Annotated in this window: 28 protein-coding genes and 1 tRNA gene; 17 read left to right on the top strand and 12 right to left on the bottom strand. The window is 66.6% G+C overall.

Going from position 1 to position 26,122, the window contains the following annotated elements:
* Positions 1-90 precede the first annotated feature (90 nt).
* Positions 91-173, bottom strand: a tRNA-Leu gene (locus tag SOM10_RS02570).
* A 113-nt stretch (positions 174-286) separates the two neighbouring features.
* Between SOM10_RS02570 and SOM10_RS02575 the strand changes: the two genes are divergently transcribed.
* Both SOM10_RS02575 and SOM10_RS02580 read left to right on the top strand, forming a co-directional pair.
* Positions 287-1,582, top strand: coding sequence for a M20/M25/M40 family metallo-hydrolase (locus SOM10_RS02575; protein ID WP_320488256.1), 1,296 nt, complete (start codon positions 287-289; stop codon positions 1,580-1,582).
* 45 nt (positions 1,583-1,627) lie between these two features.
* Positions 1,628-2,452: an undecaprenyl-diphosphate phosphatase gene (locus SOM10_RS02580; RefSeq protein ID WP_053096057.1), complete on the top strand. Its 825-nt coding sequence runs from the start codon at positions 1,628-1,630 to the stop codon at positions 2,450-2,452.
* Between the two features lie 18 nt (positions 2,453-2,470).
* Here the strand turns inward: SOM10_RS02580 and SOM10_RS02585 are convergent, their stop codons facing one another.
* Positions 2,471-3,319, bottom strand: coding sequence for a PAC2 family protein (locus SOM10_RS02585; protein WP_053096058.1), 849 nt, complete (start codon positions 3,317-3,319; stop codon positions 2,471-2,473).
* Positions 3,320-3,410: 91 nt separating this feature from the next.
* Between SOM10_RS02585 and SOM10_RS02590 the strand changes: the two genes are divergently transcribed.
* From SOM10_RS02590 to lnt, 9 genes are read left to right on the top strand one after another with little or no spacing between them, the layout of a single operon-like run.
* Positions 3,411-4,094 (top strand): HAD family hydrolase, encoded by a 684-nt coding sequence (locus tag SOM10_RS02590; protein ID WP_072591272.1) that lies wholly within the window; start codon positions 3,411-3,413, stop codon positions 4,092-4,094.
* Positions 4,091-5,110 (top strand): tRNA (adenine-N1)-methyltransferase, encoded by a 1,020-nt coding sequence (locus SOM10_RS02595; RefSeq protein WP_053096060.1) that lies wholly within the window; start codon positions 4,091-4,093, stop codon positions 5,108-5,110. The genes SOM10_RS02590 and SOM10_RS02595 overlap by 4 nt, the downstream gene beginning before the upstream one ends.
* Before the next feature lie 10 nt (positions 5,111-5,120).
* A complete protein-coding gene (locus tag SOM10_RS02600; RefSeq protein ID WP_320488257.1) occupies positions 5,121-6,038 on the top strand; it encodes a hypothetical protein in 918 nt (305 codons plus the stop codon).
* A complete protein-coding gene (locus SOM10_RS02605; protein WP_320488258.1) occupies positions 6,038-7,033 on the top strand; it encodes a helix-turn-helix transcriptional regulator in 996 nt (331 codons plus the stop codon). Before SOM10_RS02600 ends, SOM10_RS02605 begins: the two co-directional genes overlap by 1 nt.
* Positions 7,030-8,019, top strand: coding sequence for a helix-turn-helix transcriptional regulator (locus tag SOM10_RS02610; RefSeq protein ID WP_295102627.1), 990 nt, complete (start codon positions 7,030-7,032; stop codon positions 8,017-8,019). The genes SOM10_RS02605 and SOM10_RS02610 overlap by 4 nt, the downstream gene beginning before the upstream one ends.
* A 27-nt stretch (positions 8,020-8,046) precedes the next feature.
* Entirely contained in the window at positions 8,047-8,304 is a 258-nt protein-coding gene (gene tatA, locus SOM10_RS02615; protein ID WP_053096064.1) for a Sec-independent protein translocase subunit TatA, read from the top strand.
* 54 nt (positions 8,305-8,358) lie between these two features.
* Complete coding sequence (gene tatC / locus SOM10_RS02620) at positions 8,359-9,117, top strand: twin-arginine translocase subunit TatC (RefSeq protein WP_320489739.1); 759 nt, start codon at positions 8,359-8,361, stop codon at positions 9,115-9,117.
* Positions 9,114-11,591, top strand: coding sequence for a DEAD/DEAH box helicase (locus SOM10_RS02625; RefSeq protein ID WP_320488260.1), 2,478 nt, complete (start codon positions 9,114-9,116; stop codon positions 11,589-11,591). The genes tatC and SOM10_RS02625 overlap by 4 nt, the downstream gene beginning before the upstream one ends.
* Positions 11,592-11,602: 11 nt before the next feature.
* On the top strand, positions 11,603-13,126 hold the full coding sequence (lnt, locus tag SOM10_RS02630) for an apolipoprotein N-acyltransferase (RefSeq protein WP_320488261.1): 1,524 nt from the start codon (positions 11,603-11,605) through the stop codon (positions 13,124-13,126).
* On the opposite strand, the gene SOM10_RS02635 is transcribed toward lnt, so the two are convergent.
* The 4 genes from SOM10_RS02635 to SOM10_RS02650 all read right to left on the bottom strand — a co-directional run bounded on the left by SOM10_RS02635 (position 13,123) and on the right by SOM10_RS02650 (position 15,811).
* Positions 13,123-13,506, bottom strand: a complete 384-nt coding sequence (locus SOM10_RS02635; RefSeq protein ID WP_053096068.1) for an RNA polymerase-binding protein RbpA — start codon at positions 13,504-13,506, stop codon at positions 13,123-13,125. The genes lnt and SOM10_RS02635 overlap by 4 nt on opposite strands.
* A gap of 125 nt (positions 13,507-13,631) precedes the next feature.
* Positions 13,632-14,405, bottom strand: coding sequence for a glycerophosphodiester phosphodiesterase family protein (locus SOM10_RS02640; protein ID WP_320488263.1), 774 nt, complete (start codon positions 14,403-14,405; stop codon positions 13,632-13,634).
* Complete coding sequence (locus SOM10_RS02645) at positions 14,402-15,328, bottom strand: SPFH domain-containing protein (RefSeq protein WP_053096070.1); 927 nt, start codon at positions 15,326-15,328, stop codon at positions 14,402-14,404. The genes SOM10_RS02640 and SOM10_RS02645 overlap by 4 nt, the downstream gene beginning before the upstream one ends.
* Positions 15,329-15,337: 9 nt before the next feature.
* Positions 15,338-15,811, bottom strand: coding sequence for an NfeD family protein (locus SOM10_RS02650; protein WP_053096071.1), 474 nt, complete (start codon positions 15,809-15,811; stop codon positions 15,338-15,340).
* A 120-nt stretch (positions 15,812-15,931) separates the two neighbouring features.
* On the opposite strand from SOM10_RS02650, the gene SOM10_RS02655 reads away from it, so the two are divergent.
* Positions 15,932-16,696 carry an SDR family oxidoreductase gene (locus SOM10_RS02655; RefSeq protein ID WP_072591275.1) on the top strand — a complete coding sequence of 255 codons (765 nt, stop codon included), beginning with the start codon at positions 15,932-15,934 and terminating at the stop codon, positions 16,694-16,696.
* Between the two features lie 63 nt (positions 16,697-16,759).
* Here the strand turns inward: SOM10_RS02655 and SOM10_RS02660 are convergent, their stop codons facing one another.
* Positions 16,760-17,359, bottom strand: a complete 600-nt coding sequence (locus tag SOM10_RS02660; RefSeq protein WP_053096073.1) for an HdeD family acid-resistance protein — start codon at positions 17,357-17,359, stop codon at positions 16,760-16,762.
* 179 nt (positions 17,360-17,538) lie between these two features.
* Between SOM10_RS02660 and SOM10_RS02665 the strand changes: the two genes are divergently transcribed.
* From SOM10_RS02665 to SOM10_RS02675, 3 genes are read left to right on the top strand one after another with little or no spacing between them, the layout of a single operon-like run.
* Positions 17,539-17,937, top strand: coding sequence for a helix-turn-helix transcriptional regulator (locus SOM10_RS02665; protein WP_232224559.1), 399 nt, complete (start codon positions 17,539-17,541; stop codon positions 17,935-17,937).
* Positions 17,938-17,942: 5 nt separating this feature from the next.
* A complete protein-coding gene (locus SOM10_RS02670) occupies positions 17,943-18,353 on the top strand; it encodes a VOC family protein (protein ID WP_056279056.1) in 411 nt (136 codons plus the stop codon).
* A gap of 25 nt (positions 18,354-18,378) precedes the next feature.
* Positions 18,379-20,730 carry an excinuclease ABC subunit UvrA gene (locus tag SOM10_RS02675; RefSeq protein ID WP_320488266.1) on the top strand — a complete coding sequence of 784 codons (2,352 nt, stop codon included), beginning with the start codon at positions 18,379-18,381 and terminating at the stop codon, positions 20,728-20,730.
* Between the two features lie 66 nt (positions 20,731-20,796).
* Here SOM10_RS02675 and SOM10_RS02680 read toward each other — a convergent pair whose 3' ends face one another.
* Positions 20,797-21,642 carry a class I SAM-dependent methyltransferase gene (locus SOM10_RS02680; protein WP_320488267.1) on the bottom strand — a complete coding sequence of 282 codons (846 nt, stop codon included), beginning with the start codon at positions 21,640-21,642 and terminating at the stop codon, positions 20,797-20,799.
* Between the two features lie 100 nt (positions 21,643-21,742).
* On the opposite strand from SOM10_RS02680, the gene SOM10_RS02685 reads away from it, so the two are divergent.
* A complete protein-coding gene (locus SOM10_RS02685; RefSeq protein WP_053096077.1) occupies positions 21,743-22,069 on the top strand; it encodes a hypothetical protein in 327 nt (108 codons plus the stop codon).
* A 121-nt stretch (positions 22,070-22,190) separates the two neighbouring features.
* Here the strand turns inward: SOM10_RS02685 and SOM10_RS02690 are convergent, their stop codons facing one another.
* From SOM10_RS02690 to SOM10_RS02705, 4 genes are read right to left on the bottom strand one after another with little or no spacing between them, the layout of a single operon-like run.
* Positions 22,191-23,300 (bottom strand): GNAT family N-acetyltransferase, encoded by a 1,110-nt coding sequence (locus SOM10_RS02690; protein ID WP_320488269.1) that lies wholly within the window; start codon positions 23,298-23,300, stop codon positions 22,191-22,193.
* A gap of 34 nt (positions 23,301-23,334) precedes the next feature.
* Complete coding sequence (locus SOM10_RS02695) at positions 23,335-23,667, bottom strand: metalloregulator ArsR/SmtB family transcription factor (protein WP_320488271.1); 333 nt, start codon at positions 23,665-23,667, stop codon at positions 23,335-23,337.
* A gap of 27 nt (positions 23,668-23,694) precedes the next feature.
* Positions 23,695-24,240, bottom strand: coding sequence for a GNAT family N-acetyltransferase (locus SOM10_RS02700; RefSeq protein ID WP_285365551.1), 546 nt, complete (start codon positions 24,238-24,240; stop codon positions 23,695-23,697).
* A 15-nt stretch (positions 24,241-24,255) separates the two neighbouring features.
* On the bottom strand, positions 24,256-24,624 hold the full coding sequence (locus SOM10_RS02705) for a VOC family protein (protein ID WP_320488276.1): 369 nt from the start codon (positions 24,622-24,624) through the stop codon (positions 24,256-24,258).
* 96 nt (positions 24,625-24,720) lie between these two features.
* Between SOM10_RS02705 and SOM10_RS02710 the strand changes: the two genes are divergently transcribed.
* A complete protein-coding gene (locus SOM10_RS02710) occupies positions 24,721-26,046 on the top strand; it encodes an MFS transporter (protein ID WP_053096080.1) in 1,326 nt (441 codons plus the stop codon).
* The last annotated feature ends 76 nt before the right edge of the window (positions 26,047-26,122 follow it).

Below are 26,122 nucleotides of genomic sequence, written 5' to 3' on the forward strand. Positions count from 1 at the left end.
CGACGATCCACGCGAGTCCTGTCCGACGACACGGCGACATCGGAAACGAAGAAGGCCCCGGATATCATGTGGATATCCGGGGCCTGTCTGTGCGCGGAGGGGGACTTGAACCCCCACGCCCTTACGGGCACTACGACCTCAACGTAGCGCGTCTACCATTCCGCCACCCGCGCAGGTGTTGGATGTTCGTTGCCGAACGAAGATTTACATTAGCACGAGCTTCGGGGCACTCAGAAACCGACGGCGACGCCCGGGCGCGCCACGGCCTTTCGATAGCCTGGACTCCATGACTGACGTGTCTCTGCCCGAGGTGGTTCGCATCGCGCGCGACCTGATCCGATTCGACACCTCGAACTTCGGCGGGGGCAACGCGAAGGGCGAGCGGGAAGCGGCCGACTACGTCGGCGCCTATCTGCAGGATCTCGGCCTGGAAGTCGAGTACTACGAGCCCATCCCGCGGCGCACGAACGTCATGGCGCGGGTGCCCGGACGCGACCGGAGCAAGCCGGCGCTCGTGGTGCATGGCCACCTCGACGTCGTCCCGGCCATGGCCGAGGACTGGACCGTCGATCCTTTCGCGGGCGTCGTCAAGGACGGCATGCTCTGGGGGCGGGGCGCCGTCGACATGAAGAACATGAACGCGATGATCCTGACGGCGGTCGGCGACCTGCTGCGAGCGGGCGAGCAGCCCGAACGCGACCTGGTGCTCGCCTTCTTCGCCGATGAGGAGAACGGCGGAGTCGAGGGATCGGCTCTCGTGGTGCAGAACCGCCCCGAGTGGTTCGAGGGCGCGACCGAGGCGATCAGCGAGGTGGGCGGCTATTCGATCACGGTCGACGATCGCCGCGCCTACCTGCTGCAGGTGGGGGAGAAGGCGCTCATCTGGATACGCCTCGTGGCGAAGGGCCGCGCCGGCCACGGAAGCCGTCTCCACGACGACAATGCGGTCACGAAGCTCGCGGAGGCCGTGGCGGCCCTGGGTGGCACGCGGTGGCCCCTGCGACTCACTCCCACCACCGAGGCACTGCTGCAGGGCTTGAGCGATCTCACCGGGCGCTCCGTCGACGACCCGGATGCCCTCGCGGCGGCTGCAGGGCCCGCCGAGGCCTTCCTCCGTTCGTCGTTCCGCACGACGACGAACCCGACCGCCCTGTCCGCCGGATACAAGCACAACGTGATCCCCGAGCGTGCCGAGGCGCTGATCGACGTGCGGGTGATCCCCGGAACCGAAGACGACGTGCTCGCCGAGCTGCAGCAGATCGTCGGCGACGAGATCGAGATCCAGACGGTGGTGCGGGACATCGGCATGGAGACGCCTTTCGACGGCGAGCTCGTCGAGGCGATGGTCGCGAGTCTCGGCCGGCATGACCCCGGCGTGCCGGTCATCCCGTACCTGCTGGGTGCAGGAACCGACAACAAGGCGCTCGCCTATCTCGGAATCACCGGGTACGGGTTCGCGCCTCTCCGGCTTCCCGCAGACCTCGACTTCACCGGGATGTTCCACGGGGTCGATGAGCGGGTGCCCGTAGAATCGCTTGTCTTCGGTCAGCGGGTGCTGGCCGATCTGCTGCGCACGTATTGAGCTCTCGGCTCCACGTCCGCGCACCACGACTCAGAAAGCTCCTCCATGCACTTGTTCGAAGCGCTCATCCTCGGCATAGTCCAGGGACTCACCGAGTTCCTCCCGATCTCCTCCAGCGCCCATCTGCGCATCCTCGGCACCTTCCTGCCCTCGGGCGAGGATCCCGGCGCCGCGTTCACCGCGATCACCCAGATCGGCACGGAGGCGGCGGTCGTGGTGTTCTTCTGGCGCGACATCGTGCGGATCATCGCGCAGTGGTTCCGGTCGCTGACCGGCAGGGTCCCGCGCAGCGATCCGGATGCGCGCATGGGATGGATGATCATCATCGGCAGCATCCCGATCGTGGTCCTGGGGCTGCTCTTCCAGGACCAGATCGAGACCGTCTTCCGCTCCCTCTGGATCGTCGCGATCATGCTGATCGTCTTCGGCATCCTGCTCGGGATCGCCGACCACGTCGGCGCGAAGCGGCGCAAGCTCGATCAGCTCACCTACCCGCACGGCATCGCGTACGGCTTCGCGCAGGCTCTGGCGCTGATCCCCGGAGTCTCGCGCTCCGGTGGAACGATCACGATGGGACTCTTCCTCGGCTACGAGCGTGCCGCAGCCGCTCGCTACGCGTTCCTGCTCGCGATCCCCGCCGTGTTCGGCAGTGGCTTCTACCAGGTGTTCAAGAGCTGGGACGAGCCGTCGTTCTTCTCCTTCGGAGACACGCTCGCGGCGACGGGCATCGCATTCGTCGTGGCGCTCGGCGTGATCGCCTTCTTCATGAACTACATCTCGAAGCGGAGCTTCCTGCCGTTCGTGATCTACCGCATCCTCCTGGGCACCGTCCTCCTGGTGCTGCTGGGGACCGGCGTCATCGCGGCGTGATGACGAGGGCCCCGGCGACTACCGCTTGTGGTCGCCGGGGCCGTCGCCACGGCGCTTGAGATAGCGCTCGAAGGCCTGAGCGATGGCATCGCCCGACGCATCGGGGGAGTCCCACGTGTCGCGCGTGCGCTCGAGCTGATGGATGTACTCGGTCATGTCCTCGTCGTCCGCGGCGGCGGCATCGATCGATGCCTCCCAGGCGGCGGCCTCGGTGCGCAGGTGGTCGCGAGGCACATCCACGCCGGTCAGCTCCTCGAGCCGATCGAGAAGAGCGAGGGTCACCTTGGGCGACGGTGTGGCGGAGGCGACGTAGTGCGGCACGCTCGCCCACAGACTGGCGGTCGGAATGCCGGCGCTCTCGGCGAAGTGCTCGATGACGCTGAGAATTCCGACGGGGCCTTCGTAGAGCGAGCGCTCGAGGCCGTGCGCCTCGCGGACCTGCTCGTTCTGGCTCGACGCGAAGATCGAGATGGGGCGGGTGTGGGGCACGTCGGAGAGCATCGCGCCGAGCGTCACGAAGCCCGTGATGTCGTCGCGGAGAGCGACGTCGATGAACTCCGACGCGAAAGCCTGCCAGGTGCGCGCAGGCTCCACTCCCGTGAGGATCCAGAACTCGGGACCGGGACCCGGGTCGCGCGGGCGCCAGAGTCCGGCTTCGGGCCATGTGAGCTGGCGACGCCCTTCGGCGTCCATCTTCGTCGCAGGGCGCGTGTACTGGTAGTCGAAGTACAGCTCCGGGTCGATCGAGTGCACGAGGTCGTAATCCGTCGTCTCGCGCAGTGCGGCGACCGCGCCGCTCGCGGCTTCCCCTGCGTCGTTCCACCCGTCGAAGGCGACGATGACGATGCGTGAACCGAGGCCATCCATCGTGGGCTCCCTTCGTGGATTCCGGATCGGTATCCCTCCAGGCTAGTCCGACGGCGCGGGGACAGGGTGGACCCACGGGTAACATGGTTCGGTGAGCAGACAGCCCCGCGCGATCCTCTGGGACATGGACGGAACACTCGTCGACACCGAGCCGTACTGGATGGCGGCCGAGACCGCGCTGGTCGAATCCTTCGGCGGCACGTGGACCCACGAGGATGCGCTTCAGCTCGTCGGCAACGGACTCATCGACAGCGCGATCATCCTTCAGAACGCGGGCGTCGACATGGATGCCGAGGCGATCATCTCGCTCCTCACCGACGGCGTGCAGGATGCACTGCGCACGCAAGGAGTGCCCTTCCGCCCCGGCGCCCGCGAGCTGCTGCAGGACCTGAGGTCAGCGGGGATCCCCACAGGACTCGTCACGATGTCGCTGCGTCGCATGGCGCTGAGCGTCGTCGACCTGATCGAGTTCCAGGCCTTCGACATCGTCGTCGCCGGCGATGATGTGACCAACCCGAAGCCCCACCCCGAGCCCTACCTCCACGCGGCATCCCTGCTCGAGATCGACATCGCCGATGCTGTGGTCATCGAGGACTCGCCGACCGGGCTCCGCGCGGGCATCGCATCCGGCGCCGTCGCCCTCGGCGTGCCGCACATCGTCTCGCTCGATCACGTGGGCGCGCATGAGCTGTGGCCGAGCCTCGAGGGGCGCACCGCCGCCGACCTGATCGAACTCTTCGACCGAAAGACCTCCATGACGGGAGCCACCCGATGACCGACACCACCTCACAGCGGCCGAGCGGGCCGTTCCGCGAGGGCGATCGGGTGCAGCTGACCGGCCCCAAGGGTCGCCTGCACACCGTGACCCTCCGAGAGGACGGCGAGCTGCACACGCACCAGGGCGTGCTCCGGCACCGCGACCTCATCGGTCTGCCCGACGGCTCAGTGGCCGCGAACAGCTCGGGACACGAGTACCTCGCGCTCCGGCCTCTGCTCCGCGACTTCGCGATGTCGATGCCGCGCGGCGCCGCGATCGTCTACCCCAAGGACGCCGCGCAGATCGTGATGCAGGCCGACATCTTCCCCGGTGCCGTCGTCGTGGAAGCGGGTGTCGGGTCCGGTGCCCTTTCGCTCTCGCTCCTGCGGGCCATCGGTCCGGTCGGCCGGCTGGTGTCGTTCGAGCGTCGTGAGGACTTCGCCCAGGTCGCACGGGGCAACGTCGAGACCTTCTTCGGCGAGACGCCGGACACCTGGGACGTCGTGGTGGGAGATCTCGCGGATGCGCTGCCGGCGGAGTTCCCGGCGGGCACGGTCGACCGTGTCGTACTCGACATGCTCGCGCCGTGGGAATGCATGGATGTCGTCGCCGACGCACTCACCCCCGGCGGCGTCGTGCTGTGCTACGTGGCCACCGCCACGCAGCTCTCACGGGTGGCCGAGTACATCCGCAGCACGGGCCTGTTCACGGATCCCGAGGCGTCCGAGACGATGGTTCGCGGCTGGCACGTCGAGGGTCTCGCCGTGCGACCCGATCACCGGATGGTGGCGCACACCGGCTTCCTCCTCACGGCTCGTCGGCTGGCGCCGGGCGCCGTGGCCCCTCAGGTGAAGCGCAGGGCATCGAAGAGCAGCTACGGCGATGCGGATGTCGAGGCGTGGACGCCGGGGGCTGTCGGCGATCGCGAGATCAACGACAAGAATCTGCGCAAGCGGGCGAGAGAGGCCGCGAAGGCCGCTGAGGGCGCCCGTCTCGCCGCCGGTTCGCGCGAATCCGAGCCACCGACGGAATAGACTGGAGCGCGTGCGTAAAACGTCCGCCGTTCTGGCAACCATCAGCCTCGCCGTCCTCACTCTGACCGGATGCGCCTCGGCGCCCTCGTTCGCCGGTGATGCGTGCGATCGGGCGGCGGCATCGACCGCATCCGTGAAGGATTCGGTCACCGTCGAGGGCGACCTCGGAGAGGCTCCGGACGTCACCGTGTACAGCCCGGTGAAGGCGGACGAGACGTCCTTCGCCGACGTGGTGACCGGAGAGGGAAACACCCTCACCACCACCTCCCAGCCGATGGTGCTCGACATCGCCTTCTATGGCGGCGAGAGCGGCGAGAAGCTGTACGAGTCCGAGTTCAACGGCGACCCGAGCCGTGTGCACAGCATCTCCTACTGGGCAGAGCGGTCCGCCGGTCTCGAGACCGTTTTGGAGTGCGCGACCGGAGGCAGCCGGATCGTCGCGGTGCTGACCCCAGAGGACTTCGGCGAGGCGAATGTCGAGGCCTTCGGTCTCGAAGAGGATGAGAACGTGGTCGCCATCATCGACCTCCAGGATGTCTACCTCGCTCACGCCGAGGGCTCATCGCAGTTCAACGACGCCCGGGGCCTGCCGACGGTCGTCCGCGCTCCCGATGGCACCCCCGGAGTGATCATCCCCGACAGCGACGCCCCCACCGAGACCGTCACTCAGACGCTCATCAAGGGTGACGGGGAGAAGGTCGAGAAGGAATCGACCATCGTGACCAACATCATGGCGCTCGGATGGGACGACAAGACGGTCACCTCGAGCACGTGGGGTGCCGAGCCCAACATCGGCCCCGCAGCGAAGGAGCTCGTCGGCGCGACGGTCGGCTCCCAGCTCCTGGTCGTCGTGCCCGAGGCAGACGGAAACCCGGCGACCGCGATCGTGGTCGACATCCTGGGCGTCGTTCCCGTCCTGGAGCAGTGATGGCGGCCCGTATTCCCGCGGAAGAGCGCCTGACGAATCTCGTCGTGGCGCTCATGGCCACGGAGATCGGGCTCACGAAGCAGCAGATCCTCGACAACGTGTCGGGTTACCGTCAGCGCGCCGATGCGGGCGTGCGTTCGGATGCACTCGAGAAGATGTTCGAGCGCGACAAGGACGAACTGCGCACTCTCGGCGTCCCCGTCGAGACGATCGGGGATCAGGCCGATCCGAATGACCTCCGCGAAGCGCGTTACCGTATTCCGCAGGCGGAATACGACCTGCCCAGCGATATCGAGTTCACGGCCGCCGAGCTCGCCGTGCTGCAGCTGGCGGGGAGCGTGTGGAGCGCCGAGTCCGCATCCGGCGACGCCAAGGCCGGCGTGCGCAAGATCCGGGCGCTCGGGATCGACGGCGACGAACCGATCATCGGGTTCGCGCCGCGGATCACCGCGCGCGATGCCGCTTTCCCTCCACTGCAGGATGCCATCGAGAAGAGCCGCGTGGTCGTCTTCGACTACCTCAAGCCGGGGGAGGGCGCACCGCGGCGCCGCAGCATCCGCCCGCTCGCACTCGTCGACTATGAAGCGAGATGGCACGTGTTCGGCGTCGATGTGGACATCGAGCAGGACCGCATGTTCCTGCTCAGCAGGATCGTCGGCGATGTGAAGATCACGGCGAAGGCATTCGACCCTGCGCTGCGCGAGGGCGCGGGGGAGCGTGCCCTGGCCGGTCTCGAGCGCGTCGCCGCTCAGAACTCTGCGCTGCTCGAGGTCACACCCGGCACCGAGGCGTCGCTGCGGCTCGGCCGCCGGGCGACTCCGGCGGCGACCCAGGGCATCCTCGTCCCGTTCGTGGACCTGCACATCTTCGCCGACGAGCTCGCGTCGTACGGTCCCGAGGTGCGGGTTGTCGAGCCTGCGGAGCTCCGCTCGGCCGTCGTCGATCGCCTGACGGCGGTCGTGGCGACGAATTCAGATGTGGGAGAGGTCCGATGAGCGCCCAAGGCAAGCCGCTGCTCGCCGCTGACCGAGTCCGCGTCTATCTGACTCTGGTGCCCTATCTCCTCGAGCACGGACAGGTCTCGCTCGCCGAGGCGGCTGCCGAGTTCGGTGTGACCTCGACGGAGATGCGGCAGATGGTCGAGAAGCTCACGGTCATCGGCCTGCCCGGTGATTCCGGCTTCTGGCAGCAGCCGCAGGAGATGTTCGACATCAACTGGGACCTCCTCGACGAAGAGGACATCATCGAGATCACCAACGACGTCGCTCTGCGCCGGGTTCCTCGATTCACGGCCCGAGAAGCCGCCGCGCTCCTCGCGGGCCTGCAGATGGTCGCCGCCGTGCCGGCGGTCTCCGACTCGGGATTGGTCAGCGGCCTCATCTCGAAGCTCTCGCGCGGCGCGGCCGATGCGCCGGCCGAGGTCGTCGTCGCGCCGAGCGCCGTCGACGAGGTCCGCCAGGTGGTGTCGAGGGCCGTGCAGAACGGCGTCGCCGTGTCGTTCACGTATCAGGCGCCCGATGCCGCGCCCACGACGCGCACCGTGGATCCCGTGCAGGTGCTCATCACCAACGCGCAGTGGTATCTGCAGGGGTGGTGCCACATGCGACAGGCCATGCGCACCTTCCACCTGGATCGCGTGAGCGATGCCCGGCTGACCGACATCCCGATCACGCACGCGGGCGAGCACGTCCCTGAGGCCTTCTCGGCCGTCGAGGACGAGGGGGAGGTGCGAGTGCGGGTGCCCGAGCGGATGGCGCCCCTGCTCGGAGACTTCCTGACGGCCGACAACTCCGACGCCAGCGATGGGATCGTCACCGTTCGGCTGCATCTCGCAGACCCTCGGGGAGTGAAGCGACTGGCGGCGAAGTTCGGCGGCGCCCTCGAAGTGGTGGATCCCGGGGTCGCTCGAACTGCCGCGCGGGAATGGGCTGCGGCCGGACTCGCCCTGTATCGCCACCCCGAAGGCGACAACGCCCGTTAGACTTTCACCAAACGACGAAGGAGAATCATGGGCGCTTTCGGTTGGCCACATCTGCTGATCATCCTCGCCGTCATCCTGCTGCTCTTCGGTGCGGCGAAGCTGCCGGCACTGGCGAAGAGCCTCGGTCAGTCCGCCCGGGTGTTCAAGGGCGAGATGAAGGCGATGAAGAACGAGGACGCGACTGATGCCGCAGATCCGGCATCCCCGACCACCACGACCTCGGTCGCAGACACCACGGTGACGGCTCGCGACACGGATCCGGGTCAGCCTCCTCGATCCGCCTAGTTCGTGTCCGCTCTCGATTCCGCCGACCAGGAGACGCCGGGCCGTGACAGGCGGATGTCTCTCGGCGCGCACCTGATCGAGCTCCGTAAGCGTCTGTTCATCGCGGCAGGTGCCCTGGTGGTCGGCATGATCATCGCCTTCTTCGTGACGGAGCCGATCATCGAGCTCCTCTCGGTGCCGATCCGCACGATCGCTGCAGAAGCCGGGCGCGAGTACACGGGTCTCAACTTCACGACCGTCACGAGCGGGTTCGATCTGCGGATGCGGATTGCCTTCGCAATCGGACTCCTGATCTCCGCGCCGGTATGGCTGTGGCAGGTCTGGGCCTTCGTCATGCCGGGGCTCACGAAGAAGGAGACCCAGTACACCTGGGGATTCCTCGGGGCGGCCATCCCGCTGTTCTTCGGCGGTTGCACGGTCGCGTTCTTCGTGCTTCCGCATGTGATCGAAGTCATGGCATCGTTCGTCCCCACCGGCATGGCGCAGTTCTTCGACTACTCCACCTACTACGACTTCGTCTTCAAGTTCCTGCTCGTGCTCGGCATCGCCTTCGTGCTGCCTGTCTTCCTGGTGGCACTCAATCTCGCCGGCATCATGTCGGGCCGCGACATCCTGAAGGGCTGGCGAGTCGCCATCCTGGTGTGCACGATCTTCGCCGCCGTCACGACTCCGCCTGCTGATGTGTTCTCGATGCTGCTGCTGATGGGATCGATGATCGTGCTGTACTTCGCGGCGACCTTCATCTCGATGCTCTTCGACCGACGCAAGCGCAAGCGCGACGCCGCTGCAGGCATCGAACCCGTGGCCGTATGAGCTCGCCGGCCGAACGATACGCCGCGGCTCGACAGGCGGCAGGGCACCCGGCGACCGTCGCCTTCGCTGCGAACCAGAAGTTCGAGCTCGACCCCTTCCAGGTCGAAGGATGCCACGCACTCGAAGACGGCCAGAGCGTGCTCGTCGCCGCGCCGACCGGTGCAGGCAAGACGATCGTCGGCGAGTTCGCGATCCATCTCGCGATGCAGACTCCACGGGACAAGGCTTTCTACACGACGCCGATGAAGGCGCTCTCGAATCAGAAGTTCCGCGAGCTGGTCGATGTGTACGGCCCGGACGACGTCGGTCTGCTCACCGGCGACACGAACATCAACGGCAACGCCCGGATCGTCGTGATGACGACCGAGGTGCTGCGCAACATGATCTACGCCGACTCGGCCGCGCTCCGAGACCTCCGCTACGTCATCATGGACGAGGTCCACTACCTCGCGGATCGTTTCCGCGGGGCAGTGTGGGAAGAGGTGATCATCCACCTGCCGCAGCACGTACGGCTGGTCTCCTTGAGCGCCACCGTCTCGAACGCCGAGGAGTTCGGGGACTGGCTCGACACCGTGCGCGGGGACACCGAGGTGATCGTCTCGGAGATCCGTCCGGTTCCGCTCGAGCAGCACGTGCTCGTCCGCGATGATCTGCTGCCGCTCTTCGACGATCGGGCGGGGATCGCGACCGCACAGGTCAATCAGGAGCTGATGCGGATCCGCTCCTTCACCGGCTCCAACTACGACAACAATCGTTCGGCGCAGGAGTATCGCAGCAATCGCCATGCCGGCCGACAGGCGCAGCGCCCGCCACGAGGCGGACGTCGCCCCGTCCGTTCCGCGAACGTGCGTCGGATCGAGCGCATGGATCGCCCGGACGTGGTGCGGCTGCTCGAGCAGTCCAACCTCCTGCCTGCCATCTTCTTCATCTTCAGCAGAGTCGGGTGCGATGCGGCGGTGCAGCAGGTCCGGAGATCGGGCGTGCGGCTGACGTCGACCGAGGAGCGCGCGGAGATCCGGGCGATCGTCGAGGACCGCACCCGTTCGCTGCAGGATGAGGACCTCGGCGTGCTGGGCTACTGGGAGTGGCTCGAGAACCTCGAGCGCGGTGTGGCTGCGCACCATGCGGGTCTGCTGCCGGCCTTCAAGGAGGTCGTCGAGGACCTCTTCAAGCGCAAGCTCGTGAAGGTCGTCTTCGCCACCGAGACCCTGGCTCTGGGCATCAACATGCCCGCGAGAACCGTCGTTCTCGAGAAGATGGAGAAGTTCAACGGCGAGGCCCGAGTCGCGATCACATCGGGGGAGTACACGCAGCTCACCGGTCGCGCGGGACGACGCGGCATCGACGTCGAAGGTCACGCGGTGGTGCAGTGGACCGAGGGCATGGATCCGCAGGCGGTCGCGGCCCTCGCCTCTCGCCGCACCTATCCGCTGAACTCCAGCTTCCGGCCGACGTATAACATGGCCGTCAACCTGATCGATCTGTTCGGCAAGCCCCGGGCCCGCGAAGTGCTCGAGTCGTCTTTCGCGCAGTTCCAGGCCGACCGCGCAGTCGTCGGACTGGCGAGACAGGTCCGCGAAGCGGAGGAGTCGCTCGACGGGTACAAGGCGGCGATGGTCTGCGATCACGGCGACTTCCTGGACTACGCCTCGATACGCCGCGAGCTGAGCGATCTCGAGAAGAAGAACCGCCAGGACTCGAACGCGTCGCGCACATCGCGCGACAAGCGCATGAAGCAGATCCACAGCCTCCGCACGCGCATGCAGCGTCACGGATGCCATCGATGCCCTGATCGCGAAGCCCATGCGCGCTGGGCCGAGCGGTACTGGAAGCTCAAGCGTCAGAACGATCGCATCCGCCGACAGATCGAGACGAGGACCGGCACGGTGGCGCGCGTCTTCGACCGCGTCGTCGAGGTGCTCGAGACCCTGGACTATCTCCACCGAGACGACGAGGGGGAGACAACGCTCACCGAGGCCGGGCGGACGATGCGCCGGATCTATGGCGAACGCGATCTGCTGGTGGCCGAATCTCTCAGGCAGGGGCTGTGGAACGGTCTCGACGCGCCGTCCCTCGCTGCGATGGCCTGCTGCCTCGTCTACGAGCCTCGTCGCGACGAGGCGAACGCGGGGGAGCGGGACCTGCCCCGCGGTGCCTTCCGCGCAGCGTACGAGAAGACGACGACCCTGTGGGCCGAGCTGGACGACCTCGAGAAGGACCACCATCTGCCGGGATCCGAGCCTCTGTCGGCAGGCCTCGCCGGTGCGATGCACTCGTGGGCGCGAGGAGGGATGCTGGACCGCGTCCTCGTGGACGCAGACATGGCGGCCGGCGACTTCGTGCGATGGGCCAAACAGACGATCGATCTGCTCGATCAGCTCTCGATCGTCGCGGAAGACGGTGCGCTGGCCCGCAACGCCCGCGTGGCTCTGGACGGCGTCCGTCGCGGCATCGTCGCCTATTCCTCGATGTGAGAATAGGAAGGATGCCCGAACCCCGCGTGCCGCAGCGCCCCCTCCTGCCGCTCTCGCTCGCCCTCCCCGCTGCGGCGATGGCCGCGCTCCTGATGAATCTGTCCTATCCGTCCACTGCGGTGTGGGTGCTGGCTTTCCCGGCCACCGCGCTGCTGCTCGTGGCGCTGATCGGTCGACGGGCCTGCGGAGCTCTGGCGGTCGGACTCGTCTACGGTGTGCTCTTCTTCGGACTGCTCGTGTCCTTCACGTCTCGCTACCTGGGCCCGCTGCCCTGGGCGGCGCTGAGTGTCCTGGAAGGCGTGCTCACGGCGGTGGCCGTTATCCTGATCACCCTCGCCTATCGCTGGATGCCCCGAGCCTTCCCGAGCGTCTGGGCGCGGCTCCTGCTCCTTCCGGCCGTGGTGGCGGCGCTCTGGGTCGGGCGCGAGGTGTTCGTCGGCTCCTGGCCCTATGGAGGGTTCCCCTGGGCTCGTCTGGGCATGAGCCAGGCCGAGAGCCCGCTGGCTCACGTCGCGTCCTGGACCGGCGTGAGCGGTCTCAGCTTCCTGATGGTGTTCCTCGTCGCCCTCGTGATCCAGGTGGTGCGCGAACGACTCTGGCGCCGGCCGGCTGCGCTGATCGCACCGGTCGTCGTGACCGTGGTTCTGCTGCTCACACCGCTCTTCCCCACGACCACCAGCGGATCGCTGCGCATCGCGGCGGTGCAGGGGAACGGGCCGAGCGGGTATTTCGACGAGCGCGAGCCTTACTCGCTCATCGACGCGCAGACCGACGCGACCGAACCGCTCTACGGCGAGGACGTCGACCTGCTGGTCTGGCCCGAGGGGTCGCTCGACTTCGATCCGTTCCAATCGGACTCTCTGGCGAGAAGAATGAGCGCGATCGCCTCGCGTGTCGGCGCATCGCTGCTGGCGAATGCCGCCACGGAACGAGACGGTCTCTTCTACAACACGTCGATGCTCTGGACGCAAGAGGGCGCTGACGGGCAGGTCCATGACAAGCGGCATCCGGTCCCCTTCGGGGAGTACGTCCCCGACCGCGCCTTCTTCAACGCACTCGCACCCGATCTGATCGGTCTGATCCAGCGCGAGTACACCCCGGGCTCGAATCCGCCGGTCATCGACGTCGACGGTGTGAAGGTCGGGCTGGCGATCTGCTTCGACGTGATCTACGACGACGTGATCAGCGAGGGCATGGCAGACGGTGCCGAAGTGCTCGTCTTCCAGACGAACAACGCGGACTTCCGTGGGACGAATGAGAATCTGCAGCAACTCGCCGTCGCGCGGATGCGTGCGATCGAGACCGGCCGCAGCGTCGTGAACATCTCGACGGTCGGCACCAGCCAGGTGATCCGCGCGGATGGCACGACGGTCTCGAGCCTGGATGCAGGAAAGGCCGGAGCGTTGCTCGAGGATGTCGAGCTGCGCTCCGGCCTGACTGCTGGAGTCGTCCTGGGACCCTGGATCCAAGGTCTTCTGGTCTGGGGCGGACTGGGCGCGCTGGCCTTCGGGTGGTTGCGCGCCCGCAGGCGCTAGGCGCCGATCTTCTCGCGGGTCGGGTCTTCACCTGCGCCGCGGCGGGCACGGATGAAGGCGAGTCGCTCCTCGAGGAGCTCCTCGAGCTCTGCGCGGGTACGACGCTCGAGAAGCATGTCCCAGTGTGTGCGGGCGGCCTTCTCGTCCGTGGCATCGAGCGTGACGGCCTGGCCGTCGACGTTCAGGCGCGCGTCCGCTCCGCAGGAACGGCATTCCCACGTCTGGGGCGGCTCTGCGTCCGCCGAGAACATCAGGTTCGTGACATGGCCGCAGGTGTCACAGATGTAGGTGGTTTCACGGCGCTCCATGAAAACGACGCCCTCTTCGCTCTGTAGGCTCTGGGCGCCGAGTCGGATGCCGCGTAGGCTGCGATCTGCCATTGTGTGGTCCTCTCGTCGCTGTCAGGTATAACGCTCCAGCCTGTGCGCTTCATCCATACGAGCGCGTTCTCGGCGCTATTCACAGCGGAATCCCAGCGCCACAGCGTAATGGCGGCGTGGCGGTCTCAGCGGCCGATCGTGACCAGCGCGAGATCGGCGCGGTCGGTGACGATGCCGTCGACACCGAGCCGGACGAGTCGTCGCATGGAGTCCGCGTCGTTCACCGTCCACACGTGAACCTCGACGCCGCGCCGGTGCGCCGCTCGGAGGAGTGCAGGCGTCAGCACCTTCACGCCGCGATGCCGCTCAGGAATCTGCAGCACGTCGATGTCGAGCAGAGCGCGGCCGGGGGCGAGGCGCAGAGCGGAGAGAGCGCGGACCGCGGCGATGGTGCGGCTGCCGCCCGACGTCGCCGGTCGGAGCGGAGCCCCCGCGCGCAGGACCGCTGCGATCGTCGCACGTCGGTTCGCATCGGAGAAGCTGGTCACGAGAACTCGATGCGTGTGGTCCGCCAGGAGGGGGCCGAGGGGTGCTGCCGCGTCGACGGTCTTGACGTCGATGTTGAAGCGCGTGGTCGGGAAGGCGGAGAGTGCGTCAGCGACCGTGAGCAGCCCGCCGTGGTCGGAGAAGATCGCCGAGAGTTCGCGGGTGCGCACCTCACCGACGGGACGGGGATCGTCGGCCAGTCTGTGCAGCGTCGCGTCGTGGAAGAGCACGACGTCACCGTCGGCCGTCACTCGGCAGTCGGTCTCGATGTACTCTGCTCCGGCGGCATGAGCGGCGGCGACGGCGGCGGCCGAGTTCTCCCAGACACCGGAGTCCCCGCCCGCCGCGGTGATCAGACCGCGGTGAGCGAGGACTCGGGGGTGACGCGCCTTGACGAAATACGGGTGCGTCACGCGCCCGGCAGGTTCGTCGGGGGCTGTCCCGGTCGCGGGGTGAACGCGGTGCCGATGCCCTTGAGCGCCTCGGTCAGCTCGCTCGGGATGATCCAGAGCTTGTTCGACTGGCCTTCGCTGATCTTCGGAAGCATCTGCAGGTACTGGTACGCGAGCAGCTTGTCGTCAGGCTCGCCCTGGTGGATGGCGGTGAAGACGTTCTGGATCGCTTCGGCCTCACCCTGGGCGCGCAGCACGGCGGCCTGCTTGTCGCCCTCTGCGCGGAGGATCTCGGCCTGTCGCGCACCTTCGGCCTCGAGGATCGCCGACTGCTTGGTTCCCTCAGCCGTGAGGATCGCCGCTCGACGGTCCCGCTCGGCGCGCATCTGCTTCTCCATCGAGTCCTGGATGGAGATGGGCGGGTCGATGGCCTTCAGCTCGACGCGGCCGACGCGGATTCCCCACTTGCCCGTCGCCTCGTCGAGCACGACGCGAAGCTGTCCGTTGATGTTGTCGCGACTGGTCAGGGCCTCTTCGAGGTTGAGTCCACCGACCACATTTCGCAGTGTCGTCGTCGTCAGCTGCTCGACGGCGCCCAGGTAGTTGGCGATCTCGTATGTCGCAGCGCGAGCATCGGTGACCTGGAAGTAGACGACGGTGTCGATGGAGACCACCAGGTTGTCCTCGGTGATCACGGGCTGCGGTGGGAAGGACACCACCTGCTCGCGCATGTCGATGAGGGGACGCAGCCGGTCGATGAACGGCACCAGGATGTTCAGACCCGGCGTCAGTGTCTTGTGATATCGGCCCAGGCGCTCGACCACGCCGGCCGTGGCCTGGGGGATGATTCGGATGGAGCGAGCCAGCGTGACCACCACGAAGATGATGATCGCGATGACGAGGATCCACCCGATCGCTGCGGGGATGAACGATGCATCGTCCAAGAGACTCTCCTAGTCGTTGACGGGACGGACGGTCGCGGTCGCGCCGTTGATCGTCATGACGGCGATCGGTGATCCTTGCGGGATCGGCACGGCTCCGGCGGTGCGGGCGGTCCAGGTGTCGCCGTTGCTCAGCTTCACCTGGCCGGAGATCTGGGTGATGTCCTGCAGCGCGATGCCTCGGAGATCGAGAAGCGCGTCGACGTTGGACTTGGTCGGGTCCTCGCCCCGATGCAGGCGTTTGATCAGCGGCGGACGCAGGAACAGGATGAAGAGCGCGGCCGCCGCGGCGGCGATCAGCACCTGTACCCAGACCGGGATGCCGAGGAAGTCCGTGACGAGCCCGACGACGCTGCCGAAGCTCAGCATCAGGAAGGTGAAGTCGAGAGTCAGCATCTCGATCACGAGGAAGATGGCGATCAGGATCAGCCAACCGATCCATGCCCATTGGTCGATGAACTGAACGAATGTCGCGAAGTTGTCCATGCGGCCTCCTTTGCGGTCAACCTATCACGCAGGTCGAGCGCGGTCCCGGCTGGACGGGGCCGGCTTGATAGTCTGAAAGCGCCGTGTCATCACGGCGAATCACGCATCAGAGGAGTCACTGTGACCGACGTTCTTCCCGCAGGTTCTCTCGAGGGCAAGGTCGCCCTCGTCACCGGCTCGTCTCGAGGCATCGGGGCGGACACCGTGCGCTACCTCGCCGAGGCCGGCGCCGACGTGGTGATCAACTTCCGCAACAAGGCCCCACGTGCAGAGAAGCTCGCCGGGCAGCTGCGCGAGCTGGGCCGCCGCGTGCTGGTCGTCGGTGCCGACCTGACCGACCCCGCGTCCGTCGGCGAGATGTTCGATGCGGTGAAGGCCGAGTTCGGACGCCTCGACGTCCTCGTCCTCAATGCCTCCGGCGGCATGGAATCGGGAATGGCCGAGGACTACGCCCTGACCCTCAACCGCGACGCGCAGCTGAACGTCCTCGATGCGGCTGTTCCGCTGCTCGGCGACGGCGCGCGGGTCGTCTTCGTCACGAGCCACCAGGCGCACTTCATCCGCACCACCCCGACGATGCCGGAGTACGAGCCCGTCGCCCTGTCGAAGCGCGCCGGAGAAGACGCGCTCCGCGAGCGGATCCCCGGGCTCGCGGGTAAGGGCATCGGCTTCACCGTGGTGTCCGGAGACATGATCGAAGGCACGATCACCGCGACTCTGCTCGAGCGCGCCAACCCTGGAGCGATCGCGGAGCGGCGCGAATCCGCCGGCAAGCTCTACAACGTGTCGGAGTTCGCCGCGGAGGTCGCTCGCGCGGCAATCGACGCTGTCCCCGCCGACAACACGCGTCTCGTCGGCGATGTGAGCGCATTCGTCGCGGAGTGAGCGGCTGATAGCACCGAAAGAGCCCCGTCCGCGTGGTCGGGGCTCTTCGCGTTGCGGGGAGGATCAGAGCGCGGAGTCGGCCTTCGCCGATGCCACGAACTCCTTCGCGTCCTTGCCCAGTGTGATCGCGCGCACGATCTGGACGATCCCGAGGACGACGAGCGAGATGCCGAGCACCAGCCAGAGCACGGCTGCCGCGTACAGGGGCGAGAAGAGGACGACGATACCGGCGATGATGCTGAGCAGAGCGTAGAGCAGCGTCCAGACTCGCGAGCCGTCCTTTCCGAGAAGCGACAACGCCACCACTCCGTCGACGATCCAGCTGATGCCGATGAAGATGACGACGACGAGCGCGAGAGTGGCAGCGGCGACGCCGAGGTTCGCGAACGCGATGACGCCGGCCACGATGTACACGAGGCCCAGCACGATGTGCCCGACTCGAGCCCACCCGCCCTTCACGCGGGAGAAGATGCCGAGCCCGATGTAGACGAGGCCCGCGATCACGAGGTAGGTGGCGAAGATGCCCGTCACGATGACGGCGGACTTGGCGGGCCAGACGAGCAGGACGATGCCCGCGATCAGTGCGATGACACCGGAGACGGCCAGGACGACTCGAATGGACTTGAACAGCGATTTCGCTTCGGAAGCGAGGGAATCAGTCATGGTGGGGACCCTTTCTGAGAAAATCCTGTGAGGGATGCTGACAGAGTAGCGCTGTCCGGTGACGGATGGGGGAACCCGATATCGATATGTCGCCGACGTTCACACTCCGTCACGCGCGGTCATGGCAAAATCAGGGGGTGACCTCGGACGATGACGCGCGGCTCCGCGAACTCGTCGTGATGCGCAAGGTGCGGGATCGGATCGACCGCGAGTACGCCACACCTCTCGATGTGGAGGCGCTCGCCCGCGGAGCACACATGTCGGCCGGCCATCTCAGCAGGCGCTTCAAGGAGACCTACGGCGAGTCGCCATACTCCTATCTGATGACGCGGCGGATCGAGCGCGCGATGGCTCTGCTGCGCCGCGGCGACCTCAGCGTCACCGAGGTGTGCTTCGAAGTCGGATGCTCATCGCTGGGCACGTTCAGCACTCGATTCACGGAACTGGTCGGTGTCCCACCCCGCGTGTATCGTGAGCGCGCCGCCGACGTCGACGGCATTCCGACGTTCCAGGCGAAGCACGTCATCCGACCGATCAGGAATCAAGAAGCGCCGCGCACGGGCGCGCACCTAACGTGAGTCTCATGAACATCAGCATCCACTACGCATTCCTTCCGCACACCGATGCCGAGGCGGCTCTCGGCTTCTACCGTGACGCCCTTGGCTTCGAGGTGCGCAACGACGTCGGCTACGACGGCCTGCGGTGGCTCACGGTCGGTCCCGCGGGGCAGCCGGAGACGTCGATCGTGCTGCACCCGCCGGCAACCGATCCCGGGATCACGGACGCCGAGCGCCAGACGATCCTCGAACTCATCGCGAAGGGCAGCTACGGCGCGCTGACTCTCGCGAGCGACGATCTCGACGCGGTGTTCGAGCGACTTGTCGACAACGGCGCCGATGTGGTGCAGGAGCCCATGGATCAGCCCTACGGCGTGCGCGACTGCGCCTTCCGAGACCCCGCAGGCAACCTGCTCCGAATCAACCAGGCCGGCTGACCCCGGTCGCTACTCGAGGATCACCATGACGACGCACCCCGTTGACGGCCACGACATCATCCGCGTACAGGGTGCGCGCGAGAACAACCTCAAAGAGGTGAGCGTCGACATTCCCAAGCGTCGCCTCACCGTCTTCACCGGAGTCTCCGGATCCGGCAAGAGCTCGCTGGTCTTCGACACGATCGCCGCCGAGTCACGGCGCATGATCGACGAGACGTACAGCGCGTTCGTCCAGGGGTTCATGCCGTCGGTCCCGCGTCCGGACGTCGACGTGCTCGAGGGACTCACGACCTCGATCATCGTCGATCAGGAGCGTCTCGGCGCGAATCCGCGATCCACCGTCGGAACGGTCACCGACGCGAACGCCATGCTGCGCATCCTCTTCAGCAAGCTCGGTGACCCCTACATCGGAGGCCCGACGGCGTTCTCGTTCAACATCCCGACTCAGAAGGCCAGCGGAGTGATGACGGGGCCGGGCGGCGAGAAGAAGATCGTCAAGGACGCCATCTACTTCGGCGGCATGTGCCCTCGGTGCGAGGGCAGGGGAGCGGTGTCGGATCTCGACCTCGCGCAGATCGTCGACGAGTCGAAGTCTCTCGACGAGGGAGCGATCATGGTTCCCGGCTACACGGCGGACGGCTGGATGGTGAAGGGCTTCTCCGCATCGGGCTTCTATCCCGCCGACAAGCCGGTCTCGGAGTTCACCGAGAAGCAGCGACAGCTCTTCCTCTACGGCGAGGTCACCAAGGTCAAGATCTCGGGCATCAACATGACGTACGAGGGGTTGATCCCCAAGATCACGAAGTCGATGCTCTCGAAAGACCTCGACGCGCTGCAGCCGCACATCCGCGCCTTCGTCGAACGCGTGGCGACGTTCGCGACATGCCCGGAGTGCGATGGCACCCGCCTCACCGAAGGAGCGAGGTCCTCCAAGATCGACGGCATCAGCATCGCCGATGCCTGCCGCATGCAGGTGACCGATCTCGCCGAGTGGGTGAGAGGCTTGGAACTCCCCGGGGCGGCGCCCCTGCTCGAGGCGCTGAGCGCGAACCTCGACGCGTTCGTCACGCTCGGCCTGGGATACCTGAGCCTCGAGCGTCCATCTGGGACGCTGTCCGGGGGAGAGGCGCAGCGCATCAAGATGCTGCGTCACCTCGGCTCGTCTCTCACCGATGTCACGTACGTGTTCGACGAGCCGACCATCGGCCTCCACCCGCATGACATCCAGCGGATGAACACCCTCCTGCTGCGCCTGCGCGACAAGGGCAACACCGTGCTGGTGGTGGAACACAAGCCGGAGACCATCGCCATCGGAGACCACGTGGTGGATCTCGGTCCCGGCGCCGGAAGCGCCGGCGGTGAGATCTGCTTCGAGGGGACCATCGAGGGATTGAAGGCCAGCGGAACCCGCACCGGCGCCCACCTCGACGATCGAGCCGCGCTGAAGGATTCGGTGCGCAGTGCCACCGGCGCGATCGAGATCCGAGGCGCCTCGGCCAACAACCTGCAGAACGTCGATGTCGACATCCCCACCGGGATCCTCACCGTCGTGACCGGGGTCGCGGGTTCAGGCAAGAGCTCCCTGATCCACGGGTCCGTGTCGAAGCGCGAGGGGGTCGTGGCGATCGACCAGGGCGCGATCAAGGGATCACGGCGCAGCAATCCCGCCACCTACACGGGCATGCTCGAACCGATCCGCAAGGCTTTCGCCAAAGCCAACGGCGTCAAGCCGGCCCTGTTCAGCGCGAACTCCGAGGGTGCCTGCCCGACCTGCAAGGGCGCCGGTGTCATCATCACCGAACTCGGGTTCATGGACACGATAGAGACACCCTGCGAGGACTGCGGCGGCAAGCGCTTCCAGGCTGCCGTCCTCGAGTACAAGCTGGCGGGCAAGGACATCACAGAGGTGTTGGATCTCCCGGTCGCCGAGGCACGGGTGTTCTTCTCCGAGGGGGAGGCGAAGCTGCCGGCGGCAGCGACGATCCTCGGACGCCTCGAAGATGTGGGCCTCGGTTACCTGTCGCTGGGACAGCCGCTGTCCACTCTGTCCGGAGGCGAACGCCAGCGCATCAAGCTGGCCATCCAGATGGGGGAGAAGGGCGACACGTACGTGCTCGACGAGCCGACCACGGGGCTCCACCTCGCTGACGTCCAGAACATCCTCGGACTGCTCGATCGACTCGTCGAATCCGGAAAGACCGTGATCGTCATCGAGCATCACCAGGCTGTGATGGCGCACGCCGACTGGATCATCGACGTCGGTCCCGGCGCGGGCCACGACGGCGGCCGCGTCGTCTTCGAGGGAAGCCCCGCAGAACTCGTGGCTTCGCGAACGACGGTCACGGGCGAGCATCTGGCAGAGTACGTCGGCGCGTAGAGCGGGCGGCTGGCGCCATGTCACGAGTCGTGTCGCCAGATGAGTACGAACCTTCGCGACGAGCGATCAGTCCTTGCGTGCGACCACCGTGTACGTGCAGGGGAGAAGGTTCCGTTCCGTTTCAGGCCAGGCATACCCGCCGGGGACCTCGACCATCCGAGGACTGAACCGCCAGGGGAGTGTTCGTCCCTCGTCGAAGTGCAGAAGACGCAGGCCCGCTTTCAACAGCGACCCCAGGATCTCCGAGAGCGGGTGCGGCCATTCGTACGTGCGCGGGTGCGCGACCTTGCCGTCTCCGGCGTAGGTCGATTCGTCGTCCCATCGCTGCGCCCGGCCGTCGCCGAAATACGGGTAGCGGGTCACGAGCGTCGGCGCATCTTCGTCGAGCGCGTACAGAGCAGGATGTCCGTCGCGGATGAAGAACGTGCCTCCCGGACGCAGCAGGCCGACGATCTGCGCAGCCCAGCGGTCGAGGTCGTCCAACCAGGTGATCGTGCCGATGCTCGTGTAGACGACATCGAAGTCACCCGTCACGGCTGCGCGTGCGTCGAGGACGTCCGTCTCGATCCATGTCGCCGAAACCCCCGTGCGCTCGGCCAGCGCTTCGGCCGCAGCAAGGGCCGGCGCCGAGAAGTCGACGCCGGTGACGGTCGCTCCCGCACGGGCCAGCGAGACGGTGTCGGTACCGATATGGCATTGCAGATGGCACAGGTCGAGTCCCGTGATCCTGCCGTCGGGCAGGAATCGGCGAAGCACCGGGAGATCGGCACTGACGACGTCGCTGAGATGCGAAGGATCGTCGAACGCGTCGAGACCGTAGGCGACCTCATGCAGCGGTACGCGATCGTTCCAGTTGTCCTGATTGGCGTCGCGGGCGACCGTCCAATCGATGTCGATGTTGCTACCGTTCACGCCTAGAGCCTAGCGATGCGCTCGCATCGTTCTCGTAGCAAATAACGAGTCGCGGATCAAGGGAGATCTTGTCGACGGCGTCATCCTCTAGAAAAGCAGCATGCAGAAGATCATCTACGCCGGAGATGAGTACCTCACTGGAGATGCGATCGCCGATGCGCTGCTGGCTTACAGCCGAGCACTGGGAGACGATGAGCGTGCGGAGATCGTCGAGATCCCGGTGCGGGAGAACGACGGCGGCACAGCCGTCGCGAAGTTCCTCATCGGTCCAGCGAGCCAGATCGTGTCCAAGGAGGCCGCTGGCGAGGGTCCGGAGATCGAGGATCCCGAACTCGTCGAGCGACTGCGACAGCGCACCCGTTCTATCGAGTCTCCGACGAGTCAGCCGCTGGAGATCGAGTATCCACCCGGATACGACCTCGAATGACACCGGCCGTCCCGCGGCGTTCTGGACGACGGCGCAGCGGGAGCCACCGGAACGGGTAATAGCCGATAATGCACATTATGTCAGTTCGAGGGAGAAGCGCCCTCTCCTGGAGGCCTGAGCGTCACCAGGGCGTACCCCTCAGATCGACGTCCCCCGGCGGCCATCGCGAGTCAGATGCGTCGTAGATGAGTATGGGAGCTCCGAAGGGCTCGGTCGCGTCGGAACCGTCGGCGATCGATATGTGACGTTCTTGCGCGCGGATCCGCCTCCAGCCGGTGCTCTCATAGAACGGCACGACCGCCTCACGGCATCCGAGGTACCCGAAGTCGACCAGCGCGTCGTCCCGCATCGCCTGCTGGGCACGCGCCATCACCCGTCGCCCGACCCCGCTGCCGCGCCAGTCGGAATGCACGAGGACTCCCCCGGTTCCGGCGACGACGATCTCGTGGCCGCCTGCACTGATCGTGCGTCGCTGAAAGCCGACATGCGCGATCACGATCCGGCCGATCGACAGCATCACATGAACATGCGCCGGCGAATACCCGTACGGGCGGTCAGGATTCCAGGCGCCGTGCGTCACGCGGTACTCGGAGTCGAAGAGTTTGCCGAGCGCTGACAACTGCGATGTGGAAAGATCCTGATGCTCGACGAGCTCGGTGCGTTCGATCGGGGTGTGCTCGGTCCCGAGGTCGCGGACCGTGATGAGGGTGCGACCGTGCTCGCTGACGCGGCCCGATCGGCCCGAATCCACGAACCCCAGCTTGTCGAGCACGCGACGCGAACTCACGTTCCACTCCCAGACTCCCGCCCACGCACGGCGATAGCCCGCTTCGGCAGCCCACCGCAGGACCGCCGTCGCGGCCTCCGTGGCATATCCGCGATTGTGCACGGCCTGGAGGAGCTCGAACGCTACCTCGGGCTCCTCATCGTTGCCGTTCGCGTCGAAGACGAGCCCGCAGTATCCGTAAACCTCCCCTGACACCGCGTCCTCCACTGTGAGCAGGCTCGATCGCTCCGAGGCCGGATCGGTGATGTGCGCGGCGATGTCGGACGCCGTAGGGTGTCCGGCTGCGTCCAGCTTCCGGTGCGCCGGCACGCGCTCATCCCGCTCGGTCCAGAGCGTGTGGAAGACGGTCGCGTCGGTGGCGGTCTGCGGCCGAAGGATCAGGCGCGCCGTCCGCAGGCGACCAGGAAGGGGTCTTGCGCCCGCTCGGCCGGATGTGTTCGTCACGGGGCCTCGGGGTTCTCGGCCGCCAGCGTGTCGATCATCGGCGCTCCTCCAGTCCTGCAGCGACCACTTCGAGTCGATCGGTACGGGAATCCCAGATTCGGCGCTGAGCGTCGAGCCAGTCCCCCACGGTGGCGAGTCGATCGCGGTCGAGGCTGCAGGTGCGCACGCGTCCGCGCTTGGTCGTGCGGATGAGACCATTCTCCTCCAGCGTGCGCACGTGCTTCATGAAAGAGGGCAGCGTGATCGCGAACGACTTCGCCAACTCCCCCACGCTCGCCGGACCCGATCCGAGAATCCGGATCACCTCCCGCCGCGTCGGGTCTGCGAGCGCGAGGAATACTCCGTTCACGCCTTCATGGTTAGCCATAGATGAAAGTATTCTGCACCTGAACGGTTAGCGCAAGGGCAAAGTGTCGCGGTGTCGCACCATGCACACGAGGGCCTCGCGATCCTCCCAGGATTCGACACGCAGGAAGTCCCGGGATTCATACAGACGGATCGCCGCATCACGCCAATGCCAGACGGACAGCCGGACAGGGGAACCCGCGACCTCCAGGGCGGCATCGAGCAGAGCACCGCCGACGCCTCGTCCCCGCACGCTCGGATCCGTCCAGAACCTCTTGACCTCTGCTTCTCCGGCGACCGGCCGGATGACGACCACTCCCACGGGCTGATCGTCCAGCTCTGCAATGAGCACAACGCACCCGGCGTACGCCAGAGCGGGGTCATCAGCCTCCTGCCTGTAATGCGGCGGCAGCGTGCCGGGCGGGGATGGCACTGCGATCCCGTGCTCCCGCTTCTCGTCCTCGGTCTGTAGGAGGTACGTCCGCACGAGATGGGTCACCGCAACCGCGTCGGAACCGTGCAGGTTCGTCCGCCGGATGCGGACAGAGGCGCGCTCGGGGCGTATGAGTGTGTCGAGATCAGGCTGTTCGGTCACAGGTTCATTCTGCCCTCAGCGTGAGGACCAGACGCCGAGCTCGTTGCCGCTCGGGTCGAGGAAGTGCAGGCGGCGGCCGCCGGGGAACTCGTACGGACCTTGCACGACCGCACCGCCGGCCTCGGTGATCGCCACCTGGGTGGCATCCAGATCGTCGGAGTACAACAGCACGAGAGGGCCACCGGGCGGGCGCCCCTGATCGGAGAGGAGCAGCCCGCCGACCTCGGATCCGTCGCCTGTGGGCGAGGCGATCCCTGCATAGGCGGGACCGTAGTCGACGAAAACCCATCCGAAGGCGTCGCGGTAGAACCGTTTCGCCGTCTCGAGATCATTGACGACGAGTTCGACGTAGTGGATGGCGTGGTGCACGGGTGCGGGTGTCATGCGGCCACGCTAGCGACAGCATCCGACATGCGCCAGACAACCGAGAGGGCGGGCTGCGCGACAGGGGAGGTCGCGACCAGGAGTACCGTGGGAGGAGTGCATCAGGTTCCCCGCTCCCCCGTGACCGCCCCGGGATGGAGAGCCTGGCTCATCTGGGGTGTCGGCGTCGCGGCGTACGTCCTGGCGATCACGAACCGCACCTCCCTCGGCGCCGTCGGGGTGGAGGCCGCGGATCGATTCCAGGCCGACGCGTCGACCCTCGCGCTGTTCGCCGTGGTCCAACTCGCCGTCTACGGCGGAATGCAGATTCCGATCGGCATCCTGCTCGACCGTTTCGGCTCGCGCCCGATCATGACGATCGGCATGCTGCTCATGGCTGCAGGTCAGCTCACCATGGCCCTCTCCCCCGGCATCGGCATCGCGATCTTCGCGCGCATCCTGCTCGGCGCCGGCGACGCGGCGATCTTCCCGGCCGTGCTGCGGCTCGTGGCGACGTGGTTCCCTGCGCAGCGCGGGCCGATCATGGTCCAGTTCACCGGCATCATCGGGCAGGCGGGACAGTTGATCGCACTCGTGCCCCTCGCCGCACTCCTGCACGCGACGACGTGGACGATCACCTTCGGCAGCATCGCGGGGCTCGGCGTGCTGTTCACCATTCTCGTCGCGCTCGTCATCCGCAATCACCCGGCGGAGCGTGGGGCCGACGTGACGGTCAACACCGACACGGGTGTCATCCGCGTCGTCACGTCGGCGATCGACACCGGTGTCGGCATCCGCGCCGCGTGGGCGCACCCCGGCACCCGCCTCGCGTTCTGGTCGCACTTCACGACACCTTTCGCGGGCACGGCGTTCATCCTCCTCTGGGGAATGCCCTTCCTGACCGCAGCGCAGGGGCTCGACACGGCGCATGCTGCGGGCATCATCTCGGTGTATGTGATCGCCGGAATGGCACTGGGCCCCATCATCGGAGACCTCTCGCGTCGGCTGCCGAATCAGCGTTCGCTCGCACTCGTCCTTCCGGCCGTCGGGGTGCAGGTCGTCGCATGGGTCGCCGTCCTCGCCCTGCCCGAACCGGCTCCGCTCTGGCTGCTCTACGTCCTCGCCGTGGCGCTCGCGACGGGAGGCCCGGCGAGCATGATCGCCTTCGACCACGCGCGCACGCACAACCCCTCGCATCGTCTCAGCACGGCCACAGGAGTGACGAATGCCGGTGGCTTCATCGCCGCTCTCATCGCGATCTTCCTTATCGGTCTCGCACTCGACCTGCAGGGCGCGGGGACGCCGGAGACCTACTCGCTGGAGGCGTTCCGAGTGGCGTTCCTCATGCCCATCCCGCTGTGGATCCTCGGTGTCACCTTCATCGTGATCGAACGCAAGCGCACCCGCATCCGGATGGGGCTGGATCCTGAGCGGCGACGCTGAGGAATCCTAGGATGGTGCTCATGCCCCCGAGCTTCACCTTCTCGAACGAGGACTCGGAATCGGAATCGGAATCGGA

Origin of the sequence: Microbacterium sp. CFBP9023 (assembly GCF_034045055.1) — a bacterium.
GTDB lineage: Bacteria > Actinomycetota > Actinomycetes > Actinomycetales > Microbacteriaceae > Microbacterium.

Excerpts from the sequence above, each read along its gene's own strand:
- lnt (WP_320488261.1), top strand. The coding sequence starts at position 11,603 with ATGCCCGAACCCCGCGTGCCGCAGCGCCCCCTCCTGCCGCTCTCGCTC.
- SOM10_RS02605 (WP_320488258.1), top strand. The coding sequence starts at position 6,038 with ATGGCGGCCCGTATTCCCGCGGAAGAGCGCCTGACGAATCTCGTCGTG.
- SOM10_RS02675 (WP_320488266.1), top strand. The coding sequence starts at position 18,379 with ATGACGACGCACCCCGTTGACGGCCACGACATCATCCGCGTACAGGGT.
- SOM10_RS02575 (WP_320488256.1), top strand. The coding sequence starts at position 287 with ATGACTGACGTGTCTCTGCCCGAGGTGGTTCGCATCGCGCGCGACCTG.
- SOM10_RS02665 (WP_232224559.1), top strand. The coding sequence starts at position 17,539 with ATGCGCAAGGTGCGGGATCGGATCGACCGCGAGTACGCCACACCTCTC.
- SOM10_RS02580 (WP_053096057.1), top strand. The coding sequence starts at position 1,628 with ATGCACTTGTTCGAAGCGCTCATCCTCGGCATAGTCCAGGGACTCACC.
- SOM10_RS02695 (WP_320488271.1), bottom strand. The coding sequence starts at position 23,667 with ATGGCTAACCATGAAGGCGTGAACGGAGTATTCCTCGCGCTCGCAGAC.
- tatC (WP_320489739.1), top strand. The coding sequence starts at position 8,359 with ATGTCTCTCGGCGCGCACCTGATCGAGCTCCGTAAGCGTCTGTTCATC.
- tatA (WP_053096064.1), top strand. The coding sequence starts at position 8,047 with ATGGGCGCTTTCGGTTGGCCACATCTGCTGATCATCCTCGCCGTCATC.
- SOM10_RS02670 (WP_056279056.1), top strand. The coding sequence starts at position 17,943 with ATGAACATCAGCATCCACTACGCATTCCTTCCGCACACCGATGCCGAG.
- SOM10_RS02585 (WP_053096058.1), bottom strand. The coding sequence starts at position 3,319 with ATGGATGGCCTCGGTTCACGCATCGTCATCGTCGCCTTCGACGGGTGG.
- SOM10_RS02635 (WP_053096068.1), bottom strand. The coding sequence starts at position 13,506 with ATGGCAGATCGCAGCCTACGCGGCATCCGACTCGGCGCCCAGAGCCTA.
- SOM10_RS02660 (WP_053096073.1), bottom strand. The coding sequence starts at position 17,359 with ATGACTGATTCCCTCGCTTCCGAAGCGAAATCGCTGTTCAAGTCCATT.
- SOM10_RS02650 (WP_053096071.1), bottom strand. The coding sequence starts at position 15,811 with ATGGACAACTTCGCGACATTCGTTCAGTTCATCGACCAATGGGCATGG.
- SOM10_RS02685 (WP_053096077.1), top strand. The coding sequence starts at position 21,743 with ATGCAGAAGATCATCTACGCCGGAGATGAGTACCTCACTGGAGATGCG.
- SOM10_RS02595 (WP_053096060.1), top strand. The coding sequence starts at position 4,091 with ATGACCGACACCACCTCACAGCGGCCGAGCGGGCCGTTCCGCGAGGGC.
- SOM10_RS02705 (WP_320488276.1), bottom strand. The coding sequence starts at position 24,624 with ATGACACCCGCACCCGTGCACCACGCCATCCACTACGTCGAACTCGTC.
- SOM10_RS02610 (WP_295102627.1), top strand. The coding sequence starts at position 7,030 with ATGAGCGCCCAAGGCAAGCCGCTGCTCGCCGCTGACCGAGTCCGCGTC.
- SOM10_RS02625 (WP_320488260.1), top strand. The coding sequence starts at position 9,114 with ATGAGCTCGCCGGCCGAACGATACGCCGCGGCTCGACAGGCGGCAGGG.